The organism is Streptomyces sp. NPDC042100, from assembly GCF_055582325.1.
Genome location: NZ_JBVJDK010000001.1, coordinates 180,472 through 192,604, shown reverse-complemented (window position 1 = coordinate 192,604; position 12,133 = coordinate 180,472). Strand labels below are relative to the sequence as shown.

Below are 12,133 nucleotides of genomic sequence, written 5' to 3'. Positions count from 1 at the left end.
TGCGTGAGGCGAGGGGGAAGTTCGTCATGACCACGGCGGGCGACGGCATCGGGGACAAGGCGACCGAGACACTGGTGACCCTGTATCAGGAGCTGCGCAGGCGAGGCGTGTCGAACTTCAGCGCGGTGTCACGAGAATTAGGCCTCGGGCCCGAGGAGTACGAGCGATGTCGCACCGAACTGACCTCGCTCGGACTGATCGTCCCCACCACCAGCACCCACGCCACCATCGCCGACCTGCGGAACTCCGAGTGGCGGCCCGACACGGACGCGGTGGCGTCGGTCGACCCCGAGATCGCGCTGCTGCGCCTCCTCGACCGCGAACGGGCGCGGCTGCGGGAGCACCTGACCGAGGCGGACCAGGCGTACAGCACGCTCGAAACGCTCGCCGGAACCTTCCTGCGGCCCGGTTCGCTGACCAGCTCCCAGATCGCCGTCGAGGCCATCACCGACTACCGGCGGATCCAGCAGGCGCTGGAAGACATCATCGACGTCACCCAGGAGGCGTCCTGCTCGATGTACCCGACCGGCCCCGCCCTGCAGGTGCCCGAGCGGATCTTCGAGCGCGACCGCCGCAAGCTCGACAACGGGGTCCGGGTCCGCGCCATCTACCGCAGCAGCGATGCCAACCGGCCCGAGGCCGCGGCGGTCCTGAACCGCCGGGTCGAGCTGGGTGTCGAGGTCCGCACGGCGCCCCAGCTCCCCATGACCATGGTCATCGTCGACCAGCAGTACGCCATCGTCCCGCTCCACCCCGAGGCGCCCGGCCGGGGCGCGATCCTGGCCCGCGGGCCGCTCATCGTCGGCTCCTATCTGAGCCTGTACGAGCACTGCTGGCACACGGCCGTGCCGTACGGCGACGACGTGGTGCCCGAGCGGGGCGGCGACGGCATGTCGGAGCAGCAGCGCTCGGCGCTGCGGATGCTCGCCACCGGAATGAAGGACGAGAAGATCGCGCGGACTCTCGGCGTCTCCCTGCGCACGGTGAGCCGGATGCTCTCCGAACTCATGCAGGAACTGGGCGCCTCGTCGCGATTCGAAGCCGGGGTCAGAGCCGTCCGGCTGGGCTGGCTGGACTGACCCGAAAGCCGGCCCGTGAAGAGGACGCGTAAAGGCCCCGCGACCGTGGCAGCGATTGCGGGGCCTTTCGTATGGTGAAATCACATGCGCGGAGCAGGAATTCAGTTGACCGGCGGGGCCGGGGTACGCGTGGACATCGGCCAGTCGTCGGTGACACCGGCCTGCTGCTGCCCGGCGGGGGCGGAGTCGGGGGCGGCGGCCACGGCGGCGGCGCCGGATCCGACGGCTATACAGGCGACCAGCGCGAGGATGAACTGACGGACGGTCTTGCGAATTCCGGTGTTCTGCTGAGCGGACATGATTCCTCCAGGATTCAGAATGCGATTTTTGTTTTCTGGGGGCCCGTGCCGCCGGGCGTTCCCTGAAGACATCTCTATTCTGAACCGCCCCCGGAAGAGGATCCATAGATTGTCTGTGCGTGCACTCGCCATGGCGTGAGTGCGTCAATGCGTCACCGAATTAACGGAATTGGCCGATCCGGAGCGCCTCTAACCTTTGGTCGAACCAAAAGAGATGCTAGACTCGCACGACGGCCTTCTCGTTCCTCCAGGAGAGAGGGGCCGCCGGGGCAGGGGCGTGCCGCCGCCCTTGCCCCACCTCGCCCATCCGGTCGTACGCACCCGCCCGCGCGTCCTCGTAGACGTCGATCGTCCGCGCGGCGGAAGTGCGCCAGCTCATCCCCTGCGCGTGCCGGACCGCCGCCTCCCCCATCAGCCCCCGCGCCTGCGGGTGCGCCGCCAGCCAGCGCAGCCGGCGGGCGTACTCCACCGGGTCGTGCCCGCGCACCAGCAGCCCCGACACCCCGTCCCAGACCGCCGTCGGCAGCCCGCCGACCGCCGCCGCCAGCACCGGCGTGCCGCACGCCTGCGCCTCCAGCGCCACCAGTCCGAAGGACTCCGAACGCGAGGGCACCACCAGCACGTCCGCCGCCCGGTACCACTCCGCGAGCCGGTCCTGCGGCACCGGCGGACAGGCCTGGAGCACGTCCGCGACCCCCAGCTCCTCGGCCAGCCGCCACATCGAGCCCTCCCGGCCCGCCCCCGAGTGCCCGCCCACCACCGGCACCAGCAGCCTCGGGCGCAGCTCCGGCGCCATCGCGAGCAGCTCCGCGACGGCCCGCACCAGCACGTCCGGCCCCTTCAGCGGCTGGATCCGCCCCGCGTACAGCGGGATGAAGGCGTCCTTCGGCAGCCCGAGCCGCGCCCGCGCCGCCGCCCGCCCGGCGCCCGGCCCGAAGGTGCGCAGGTCCACACCCGGCCGCACGATCTCGGTGCGCGGCGGCGGCGCCCCGTACAGGGAACGCAGCGCCTCGGCCTCGTCGGCGGTGTTGGCGATCAGCCGGTCGGCGTCGCCCACCACCTGCCGCTCGCCGCGGATCCGCAGCTCGGGCTCGGGGCTGTCGCCCTCGGCGAGGTGCGCGTTCTTCACCAGGGCCAGGGTGTGCGCGGTGTGCACCAGCGGTATCCCCCAGCCGAAGGAGGCGATCCGGCCCGCCTGCCCGGACAGCCAGTAGTGCGAGTGGACCAGGTCGTAGCGGCGCTTCTGCTTGAGCAGGGCCAGCGAGAACGGGACCACCAGGTCCGGCATGGCCTCCTTGGGCAGCGGGCGGCGCGGCCCCGCGTGCAGGTGCCGGACCCGGACGCCGGGCGCCAGGTCCTCCAGGGCGGGCCGGCCCTCGCCTCGGCAGCGGGTGAACAGGTCCACCTCCACGCCCTGTTCCGCGAGGGCGCGGGAGAGTTCGACCATGTAGACGTTCATGCCGCCGGCGTCCCCGGTTCCGGGCTGGTGGAGCGGGGAGGTGTGGACGCTGAGCATGGCGACGCGCAGGGACACGTGGGGCTCCTGTGGGGAGGGCCACGTGGTCCCTGCGCGTCGCGCGCACGGTCACGCGGCGGGGATGGGGACTGCGTTGCTCGTGTTCACGTGCTGAGGTGCTGAGGTGCTGAGGTGCTGCGGTGCCGAGCTGTCCGGTCACCGGGTTCGAATTACTGAATTACTTAGCTGATTAGTAGTGGTGGGCGCAGGAATCCGACGCGAGTTCGTCAGAATCCGAAGACCGGTCCGGACGGCGGAGCCAGTCTCGTCCCCGGCAGCGGGGCGATCAGCGCCGACCAGTCCACCGGCCGGCCCGCCGTCACCTGGAGCGCCGACGCCAGCCGGTCCGCCCCCTCGGGCATCACCGGCCGGGCCCACGCCGACAGCGCCGAGGCCACCGCCAACTGGGCGGCGAGCGACGGCAGATGACGGCAGGAGTTGGTGGGGCGGCAGCGCTCGTGGGCGTTCACGTAGCCGAAGTCGGCGACCGAGCGGACCATCTCGTCGAGCACCGCCACCGCCCGGCGCGGGTCGAAGGCGTCGGGGCCGTACGCCTCGCGCAGGTCGTCCACGCCCCGGTGCAGCCGCCGTTCCAGGATGTCCCAGCCGGTGCCGCCGGGCATCGCCTGGGGGGCGAGTCCGTCGCACTCTTCGCGGACGGACGCGAACAGCCGGGCCAGCCAGCTGTTCCAGTTCTCGTCGAGCTCCAGGCGCGCCGCGGCCAGCCGGTCGCGCTGGAAGACGGTCCGCCGCCCGGTCGGGCGGGCCTGGAGGACATGCCGGCGCAGGGTGTCGGAGCCGTACTCGGTGAGCAGGTCCAGCGCCCACACGTTGCCCTCGCGGACGCCCTCCTCCACCACGTACGACTCGTTGACGTTGAACTCCTGCGGCAGCTTCACGTCCTGCGCGAGCAGCAGCACGGGCAGCAGCACCGCGTGGCAGAAGGCGTGCCCGAAGCCGCAGAAGTGGATGGTGCGGCGGGGCAGCGGGCCCTTGGTGTCGTAGCCGAACAGGTGCATCGCGGCGGCCTCGAAGCAGCCGTCGATGCGGTGGTCCGGGAAGCCCTCCACCGGCACCGGCAGGCCCCAGTCGGCGGGGTGGCCGACCGCGATGTCCGGCAGCCCGTCCTCCACCAGCGACTCGCACAGCGCGGCGAGCCTCGGCGGCAGTCCGGCCGCCGCCCAGTAGTCGGCGAGCGTCTCCCGGAACGGCTCCAGGGGCACGTACAGCCGGCGGCAGCGCTTGGCCAGCGCCGGGGTGTCGCACAGCGAGCAGCGCGGCGAGATCAGGTCGCCGCCGTCGTTGGGGCGGGCGCACTCGTGGCACATGCCGCCGTCGCTGGTGGCCCCGCAGTGCGGGCAGCTGCCGGTGACGTGCGCCCCGTACAGCCAGCGCTCGCAGGGCTCGCAGTAGGGCAGCAGCCGGGTGCGCGGGGCGATGACGCCCTGCGCGTACAGGCGGCTGAACAGCTCCTGCACCCAGCGGGCGTAGCCGCGGTCCTTGCGGGGCCGGACGATGTGGTCGAACTCGACGCCCGACCGCAGCCAGTCCGCGGTGATCGCCGCGCGGTAGCCCTCGGCGACCTCCTCGGGCTTGCGGTTGTGGCGCAGCGCTCTGACCTCGACCGAGCTCGCGTGGTCGGCGGTCCCGGTGGTGAACCGCACCGGCTCGCCCTCGGCCCGCAGATAGCGGGTGAGGACGTCCGCCGCGACATACGGACCGGCGAGGTGTCCGATGTGCAGTTCGCCATGGGTGGCCGGAGGGGTCGCGGTGATCCAGACAGGGGTGCTCATGGGACCTCCTTGACGCTGTGGTGCGGTGAGCTGCGGGAGCTCGGGTCAGCGGGGTTCGAAGTGGAAGGAGCGGATGAAGCAGTCGCGCGGCTGCTCGACGGCGTAGACGATGCACTCGAAGAGCGCCTGGGTGGTGAGCTTCTCGTCGGGCGCTATCCCGTCCGGGTTCAGGCCGTCCCATTCCGCGAAGCGCGGGTCGGAGGTCGAGAAGTCCGGCGGAAAGAGCGAGAACACCCGGACCCCGGAGGGCCGCAGGCGCCGGGAGAGGATGTCGGCGAATCCGGCCTGCGCGCTCTTCGCCGCCCAGAACGCCTCGTGGGCGGCGCCCGCCGAGGCGCCCTCGGCGTCCCGGACGGCGACCATGTTGACGATGTCGGGGCGCAGCGAGCCGCGCAGCAGCGGCAGGAAGTGCTTCACCATCAGGACGGTGCCGCCGGCCGTCGACTCGATCGTCTCGACGATCGCGTCGTCGCTGGCCGCCTCCAGGTCCATGCCGTCCAGCCAGCGCGCCCCGTTGTTGACCAACAGGTCGACGCGGTCGGTGCGTTCGCCGACTCGGGCGGCGAACTCCCGGATCTCGGCGGGCCGGCTGAGGTCACAGCCGAAGGCGTGAATACGGTCACGGGCGGAGCCCATGACTTCGGTACGGGTGCGCTCGGCGGCCTCGACGGTGCGGGCCGACACATAGACCTCGGCTCCGAGGTGCGCGAACCCGACGGCGAGCGCGCGGCCGAAATAGCGGGACGCCCCGGTCACGACGACACGCAGATTCTCGAATTTCATGTGTGTCTGCTCTCCCCACGGATACGCCACGGATACGCACGGACCACGGCTCGGTACACGGCGATCGCCGGTTGCCCTTCAGCGTGGCAGAGGTTTCCGGGGCACCACCCGCCCGGCGGGGTGCGCGTTCACGCCGTTGCGTGGATACGCCAGGGGAGCTCGATCCGGTCCAGGACGCGGGCCCGTTTGTGGTGCACGCCGACCCGGTCGGGGCCGGTGGAGACGGTGACGGTGCCGCCCGGGGTGCGCACCGTGCCGCCCGCGTCGCCGGGCACGACGGTGCCGTCGAGGGCCGCGGCGGCGGCGAGCGCGGCGGCGCCGGTGAGGGCGAGGCGGGGGTGCCAGCCGCCGACGGTGAGGGCCCGCACGGACAGCCCGTCGGGGGCGCGGCGGAAGGCGGCGATCTTGGGCAGCGGGGAGTGCGGGGCGTACCCGAGCAGCCGCGCGGCGGCGGCCCGCAGCTCCAGCAGCCGGTGCGCCAGGCGCTCCGGCGCCAGGTGCTCCGGCGCCAGGTGGCCTGCGTCGACGAAGACGTACGGGTTGCCGTAGCGCACGAGGGAGACGGGGATGCCGAGGAGCAGGTCGACGGGGCGCCCGGTGGGCAGGGTGCCGGGGGCGTCGGGCGCGCGCAGGAAGTGCAGGGTGTGCGCGCCGTCGCCGCCGGGCTCCTCGCTCACCCGGACGGTGTCGCCGGTGGTCAGGGCCCGTACGGTGACGGGCCCTGGCCGGCCCTCCGCGACGACGCAGGCGAGCAGCGAATGCCCGCACCCGGTACGGAAGTCGAAGCGCCCGTCGGGGAGGGCCTGCACGAACCGGTAGTCGAGGTCGGCGTCGCCGGGGCGGCCGGACGGCCCGTACAGGGCGATCTTGTTGAGCGCGGCGTACGGGGTCGGGGCGAGCGCCCGGCGCAGCGCGGCGAGCTCCCGCCCGAGGCCGAGGGCGCCGGGCGGGAGCTGGTCGAGCCGGACGACGAGGGTGGGCCCGGGGGCGTCCTCGGCGCGGACGACGGTGACGGGGACGGGGACGGGGACGGGGACGGGCCCGGCGGCTGCCGGTGGGTCAGGCCGCACAGCCCACCGGGATCCGCATCCCCTGGACGACCTCCGTCCACAGCTCGTGCACCGCCAGCCCCCACAGCGCCATCGCCGCGAGCTGGTTGGGCCGCTCCAGGTGCCGTTCGAGCAGCCGCTGGACGCGGTCGGCGCGGACCTTGCCGCCGAGGACGAGCCGGGCCGGGGAGAGCAGTTCGCGGACCGTGTCGAGCAGCGGCCCGCCGGGCGCGATCATCGCGGCCACGGGCAGCGTGAACGGCTGCTTGGGCCGGTTGAGGACGCCCGCCGGCAGCAGCTCGGCCCCCGCCTCGTACAGCGCGGGCTTGCCGTGCCGGGCGGCGGCGGGCAGGGACCGGGCGTGCGCGACGACACCGGGCTGGCAGAACGGCATCCGCGCCTCGACCGCCCACGCCATCGACAGGTGGTCGACCCGCCGCAGGTGGTAGGCGGGCAGCCGCCAGCGCGTCTCGAAGGCGCTGAGCGCGGTGACCCGGTCGCCGCCGGCGGCGTCGGCCGAGCGCAGCTCCTGCTCGATCCGGTCGGCGGCGGAGCCCTGGTCCGCGATGTGGGCGGCGTACGAGGAGGTGTACAGGTGCTCGCGCAGCAGCCGGGGCGCGGCGGACAGCGCGTCGGCGTAGGCGCCGGCCCAGTCGATGCCGGGCGGGGCGGTCAGCGCGGCGCGCATCCGGTCGTAGCCGCCGAAGAGCTCGTCGGCGCCGTCGCCGGTGAGCGCGACGGTGAAGCCGCTCTCCCGGACGGCGCGGAAGAGCGCGTACGTGGAGAGGGCGATCGGGTCCGCGTTCGGCTGTCCGAGGTGGCGGACGGTGCGGGTGAGCAGCGAGGGGATCTCGTCGGGGTCGACGACGACCTCGTGGTGCACGGTCCGGGCCCGGCGGGCGACGGAACGGGCGTACGCGGCCTCGGAGTCGGGCCACTTGCCCCGGTAGGTGAGGTGGAAGGTGTGCAGCGGCGGGGCGTCGGTCTCGCGGGCGTGCTCGGCGGCGAGCGCGGTGATCAGGCCCGAGTCGAGCCCGCCGCTGGTGACGGCGCAGACCGGCACGTCGGCGGTGGCGAGCCGGCGCACCTCGTGGCGCAGCACGTCCTGGGTGTCGCCGAGCGGGCGTGCGGCGTGCGGGGGGCGGCGGCGGACGACGGGGGCGTGGCCGGGCCGGACGAGGGCGGTGGCGCCGGGGGGCAGCACCTCGATGCCGTCGAGGGCGGTGCGGGAGGAGAAGGAGGTGCGGGTGGCGAGGACGGTGTCCAGGGCGTCCTCGCGCGGGGCGATCCGCACGCCCTCGAAGGCGAGCAGCGCGGGGATCTCGGAGGCGAAGCGGGTGGATCCGTCGTACGGGTCGTGGTGCAGGTGGATCGGCTTCATGCCCATGTCGTCGACGGCGAGGACGAGTTGGGCGCGGGCGGGGCGCAGGTCGAGGACCGCGACGGCGAACATGCCGTCGAGGTGCTCGGCGAAGGCGGGCCCGTACTCGGCGTAGAGCGCGGGCAGCAGGGTGCCGTCGCAGCGGTCGGGGAAGCGGTGGCCGCGCGCGGCGAGGTGGCGGCGCAGCTCGGTGTGGTTGTAGATCTCGCCGTTGAGCACGGCGAGGATGCCGGGCAGGTGGGGCAGCCGGTAGGGCTGCCGTCCGCCGCAGGGGTCGGTCACGGCGAGGCGGTCGCAGCCGAGCGACCAGCCCGGGCCGCTGAGGACTTGGTGCTCGTCGGGGCCGCCGTGCCGCTGCCGGGCCGAGACCGCCGCGAGTTCGGCGGGGTCGGGACGCGCCGCACCCGCGGCGATGGTGCCGAGGATCCTGCACATTGCCGGTCGCCTCCGGATCTCTCTGACTCTCTCTACCAGTCTCTGCCTACGTGGAACACCCAATGATTTGAATCTACCAACTTTTTGAATGGCGCGTAAGTGCCATGTCCTGTTCACGCCACGGCTTGGCCTTGCGACGCCCCCGCCGCACCAAGAGGCTGGCCTCATGGAGGACTTCGCGACGACCGACCCGATCGCCCGCAGCGCACCCGCATCCCTGCTGGTGGTGGCGGCGCACCCGGACGACATCGAGTTCTGCGTCAGCGGCACCGTCATGCAGTGGATCGAGCGCGGCACCCGCGTGACCTACTGCATCGTCACCGACGGCGGCGCGGGCGGTTACGACGAGGCGCTCCCCCGCCAGGCCATGGCGGACCTGCGCCGCGCGGAGCAGGTCCACTCGGCGAAACTCAGCGGCGTCGCCGACGTGCGCTTCCTCGGCTACCCCGACAGCTTCGTCGAGGCCACCGTCGACCTGCGCCGCGACCTGTGCCGGATCATCCGCGAGGTGCGCCCGCAGCGCGCGATCATCCCGTCCCCCGAGATCAACTGGGCCCGCGTGGCGGACCTCCACCCCGACCACCGCGCGGTCGGCGACGCCTGTCTGCGCGCGATATACCCCGAGGCCCGCAACCCCTTCGCCCACCCCGAGCTGCTGAAGAAGGAGGGCCTGGAGCCGTGGACGATCCACGAGCTCTGGCTGATGACGGGCCCGACCCCGAACCAGTACGTGGACGTCACCCCCGTCTTCGACCGCAAGGTCGAGGCCCTGCGCATCCACACCTCCCAGACGGCCCACTTCGACGACCTGTCGGGGCTGCTCCGCGACTGGCTCAGCGAACACGCGACGGCGGGCGGGCTGCCGGCGGGGCGGATGGCGGAGGCGTTCCAGATCGTGCACATCGACTGAGGCCCGGGGCGGGCACTCGGGCGGCTCGGGCACTCGGGCGGCTCGGGCACTCGGGCGGCTCAGGCGGCTCGGGCACTCGGGTTCGCTTGACCTTGACACGGTGACAAGCCCTTCACTGGCGCCCATGACCACCACCACGACCACCGCACGCGCCCGCGCCCTGGAGGGGCTCACCCACGCCGACCCGTCCGTCCGCCTCCGGGCGGCCCTCGCCGTCGGCTCCGACCCGGCGCCCGCCTCCGTCGGGCCGCTCGTCGAGCGCTGCGCGACCGAGCCCGACTTCTCCGTGCGCGAGATGCTGACCTGGGCACTCACCCGCCACACCCCCGCCGCGACGGTCCCGGCCCTCCTCCCCGAGCTCCGGTCCGCGCGGGGTCAGGCCCGGAGCCAGGCGCTGCACACCCTCTCCAAGATCGGTGACCGGGCGGCCTGGCCCGCGATCACGCCGGCCCTGCTCGCGGACCCCGACGACGAGGTCGCGCGGGCCGCCTGGCGGGCCGCCGTCGTCCTCGTACCGGAAGGTGCGGAGCCCGCCCTGGCCGTAGGGTTGACGGCACAGCTCGGGCGCGGGCCGCGCGAGACGCGGCTCAGCCTCAGCCGGGCGCTGATCGCGCTCGGGGAGGCCGCCCGGCCCGCCCTGGCCGCCGCGGCGGACCACCCCGACCCGGAGGCGCGGGCGCACGCGCTCGCCACCGAGGTGCTGCGGCGGGACCCGGAGACCGGGTTCGAGGGCGCCGTCGAGGAGGCGAAGCGGATCGTGGCCCTCGGCGGCGAGGACCGGGAAGGACGGTAGCGGTGCTGATCGGCGAGGTCGCGCGGCGGTCCGGGGTCAGCGCCCGGATGCTCCGGCACTACGAGTCGCTCGGCCTGATCCGCCCGACCGGGCGCAGCGGCACGGGCTACCGGGAGTACTCCGACGAGAACATCCGCCGCGTCTTCCACATCGAGAGCCTGCGCTCGCTCGGCCTCTCGCTGCGGGACGTCGGGCGGGCGCTGGACGACCCGGGCTTCGCGCCCGCCGAGCTCGTCGCCGGTCTCGTACGCCGCTCCCGCGAGCGCATCGCGGCGGAGACGGAGCTGCTGACCCGGCTGCGCCGGATCGACGCGGCGGAGCCGGCCGGGTGGGAGGAGGTCCTGCGGATCACGGCCCTGCTCCAGGGCCTGGGTTCGGCGAGCCCGGAGGTCCGGCAGCGCGCGGCGCTGTCGGCGCCGCCGCCCGCCGCGCCCCGGCCCGACGAGGCGGGCGTCCCGGTGGAGGCGCTGGCCGAGGCCGTCCTGGGCGAACCCGACCCGAGCGTCGCGGGGGCGCTGCGCTGGGCCCTGGCGCAGTCCGGCCCTGCGGCGGGCCCCCTGCTGGCGGCGGGCCTCGACGCGCCCGACCCCGAGGTACGGGTCCGGGCGGTCCGCTCCCTGGCCGAGCTCCCGGACGCCGCCTCCACCGCCCCGCTGCGGCAGGCGCTCGGCCACCCGGACCCGGCGGTGCGGGGCTACGCGGCGCTGGCGCTGGGCGCCCGGGGCGTACCGGAGGCGGTGCCGCACCTGGTGGGCCTGGTGGCGGAAGGACGCCACGACGTGGAGGCGGCGGAGGCACTGGGCGTGCTGGCGGCCGACGACCCGGCCGAGGCGGACCGCATCGCGACCGCCCTGACCACCCACCTGGCCGCCGCCACGTCCACCGCGTCCGCCGCGACCGGCGCCCCGGCCACGGCCTCCGCCGCCACGGCTGCCGCCCCGGTCCGCCGCCGGATCACCCAGGCGCTCGCGGAGGTCCCGGGCCCCGTCGCGACCCGGGCGCTCGCGGAGCTGACGGGCGACGAGGACCGGACGGTCGCGGCGACGGCGGCGTACGTGCTGGGGCTGCGGTCCGATCCGGGGCGGTGAAGGGGTGTCGGGCGCGCGTCCTCGGACCTGCCCACGCGGTCGCGGCAGGCCCTACCGCACCCGCCGCGCCGCCTCCCTCAGCAGCAGGCGCGCGGCGGCCGGGGCGGGTGGGCCCGAGGGGCGGAGGGCCAGGGAGGCGCCCGCGCGGCGGACCGCGTCGAGGCGCAGCCGCTGGACGCCGACGAGGGCGCGGACGAACGGGCGGTACGACGGCGCCACCAGGGTCGGCAGCGGGGCGGCGGCCGCGAGGTCGGCGGCGGCGCGGTCGGCCTGCTCCGCGACGAGCGCGGCGAGTCCGGGGCCGGGCCGGCCGAGGTCGGCGCCGTGGCGGGCGACCGCGTCGGCGGGGACGCCGGGGCGGCCCGCCCGTACGTCCTCCGCCAGGTCCTCCAGGAAGTCGACGCGCTGCATGGAGCGGATGAGCAGGTGGCAGCCCTCCGTGAACGCCGCCCGCGCCGGGGCGTCCTCGGGGGCCAGCAGCCCGGCCGTGAGCAGCAGCGCGGGCAGCGAGTACTCCCGTACGTACAGCCGCAGTTCCTCGTCGTCGGCGATGGTCCGCCAGGCGGCCTCGCGCGCGCAGCCCCGCAGGAAGTCGTCCACGTGGCCGCGCAGGGCGGGGTGGCGTTCGACGGTGTGCGCGAGGCAGCGGAGGACGGGCAGGTCCGAGTCCCCGTCGGCGAGGGCCTCGCGGACCAGGCGGTCCTACGCCGCGAGCGCGGCCGCCCGCTCCTCCGGCGCCCCGCGGTCTATTCGGTCGTCGGTGTCGTGCATGAACGCGACGGCGGCCATGACGTGCGGCCGCAGCCCGGCGGGGAGCAGCAGCCGCGCCGCCGCGTACTCGGCCGTCGCGAACCTCCGTACCGCCCGGCGCTGTTCCCCGTAGTCCCGCCGGAGCCGCGCGTCCCGCACCCCGGCCCGGTCGAGGGCCCGCTTCCCCATGTCACCCTCCGAAGATCGTCACCGACCGGCGAGCCTACGGGCCGGGGGCCGGCGGGCCGGAGGCAGCC

12 protein-coding genes are annotated in these 12,133 nt (G+C 74.5%); 4 read left to right on the top strand and 8 right to left on the bottom strand.

All coding sequences use genetic code 11. The features are described from left to right. The first annotated feature begins 26 nt into the window (after positions 1-26). Positions 27-1,079 carry a helix-turn-helix transcriptional regulator gene (locus tag ACZ6J5_RS00960; protein ID WP_469386341.1) on the top strand — a complete coding sequence of 351 codons (1,053 nt, stop codon included), beginning with the start codon at positions 27-29 and terminating at the stop codon, positions 1,077-1,079. Between the two features lie 101 nt (positions 1,080-1,180). Here ACZ6J5_RS00960 and ACZ6J5_RS00955 read toward each other — a convergent pair whose 3' ends face one another. The 6 genes from ACZ6J5_RS00955 to asnB form a co-directional block, all read right to left on the bottom strand. Next, positions 1,181-1,378: a hypothetical protein gene (locus ACZ6J5_RS00955; RefSeq protein WP_469386339.1), complete on the bottom strand. Its 198-nt coding sequence runs from the start codon at positions 1,376-1,378 to the stop codon at positions 1,181-1,183. 217 nt (positions 1,379-1,595) lie between these two features. Then, positions 1,596-2,894 (bottom strand): D-inositol-3-phosphate glycosyltransferase, encoded by a 1,299-nt coding sequence (gene mshA / locus ACZ6J5_RS00950; RefSeq protein WP_469387396.1) that lies wholly within the window; start codon positions 2,892-2,894, stop codon positions 1,596-1,598. A gap of 227 nt (positions 2,895-3,121) precedes the next feature. Continuing rightward, positions 3,122-4,687 carry a class I tRNA ligase family protein gene (locus tag ACZ6J5_RS00945; RefSeq protein WP_469386337.1) on the bottom strand — a complete coding sequence of 522 codons (1,566 nt, stop codon included), beginning with the start codon at positions 4,685-4,687 and terminating at the stop codon, positions 3,122-3,124. A 45-nt stretch (positions 4,688-4,732) separates the two neighbouring features. Then, on the bottom strand, positions 4,733-5,470 hold the full coding sequence (locus tag ACZ6J5_RS00940; protein WP_469386336.1) for an SDR family oxidoreductase: 738 nt from the start codon (positions 5,468-5,470) through the stop codon (positions 4,733-4,735). Between the two features lie 128 nt (positions 5,471-5,598). Continuing rightward, positions 5,599-6,540, bottom strand: a complete 942-nt coding sequence (locus ACZ6J5_RS00935) for a PrpF domain-containing protein (protein ID WP_469386334.1) — start codon at positions 6,538-6,540, stop codon at positions 5,599-5,601. Continuing rightward, positions 6,530-8,335, bottom strand: coding sequence for an asparagine synthase (glutamine-hydrolyzing) (gene asnB / locus ACZ6J5_RS00930; RefSeq protein WP_469386332.1), 1,806 nt, complete (start codon positions 8,333-8,335; stop codon positions 6,530-6,532). Before asnB ends, ACZ6J5_RS00935 begins: the two co-directional genes overlap by 11 nt. Positions 8,336-8,501: 166 nt before the next feature. On the opposite strand from asnB, the gene ACZ6J5_RS00925 reads away from it, so the two are divergent. The 3 genes from ACZ6J5_RS00925 (at position 8,502) to ACZ6J5_RS00915 (ending at position 11,126) form a co-directional block, all read left to right on the top strand. Next, on the top strand, positions 8,502-9,245 hold the full coding sequence (locus ACZ6J5_RS00925) for a PIG-L deacetylase family protein (protein ID WP_469386330.1): 744 nt from the start codon (positions 8,502-8,504) through the stop codon (positions 9,243-9,245). 124 nt (positions 9,246-9,369) lie between these two features. Beyond that, on the top strand, positions 9,370-10,038 hold the full coding sequence (locus tag ACZ6J5_RS00920) for a HEAT repeat domain-containing protein (RefSeq protein WP_469386328.1): 669 nt from the start codon (positions 9,370-9,372) through the stop codon (positions 10,036-10,038). Between the two features lie 2 nt (positions 10,039-10,040). After that, positions 10,041-11,126 carry a HEAT repeat domain-containing protein gene (locus ACZ6J5_RS00915; RefSeq protein WP_469386326.1) on the top strand — a complete coding sequence of 362 codons (1,086 nt, stop codon included), beginning with the start codon at positions 10,041-10,043 and terminating at the stop codon, positions 11,124-11,126. Positions 11,127-11,177: 51 nt separating this feature from the next. On the opposite strand, the gene ACZ6J5_RS00910 is transcribed toward ACZ6J5_RS00915, so the two are convergent. Both ACZ6J5_RS00910 and ACZ6J5_RS00905 read right to left on the bottom strand, forming a co-directional pair. Then, positions 11,178-11,822, bottom strand: a complete 645-nt coding sequence (locus ACZ6J5_RS00910) for a squalene/phytoene synthase family protein (RefSeq protein WP_469387394.1) — start codon at positions 11,820-11,822, stop codon at positions 11,178-11,180. Positions 11,823-11,828: 6 nt separating this feature from the next. Next, a complete protein-coding gene (locus tag ACZ6J5_RS00905) occupies positions 11,829-12,065 on the bottom strand; it encodes a hypothetical protein (protein ID WP_469386324.1) in 237 nt (78 codons plus the stop codon). Positions 12,066-12,133: the final 68 nt, after the last annotated feature.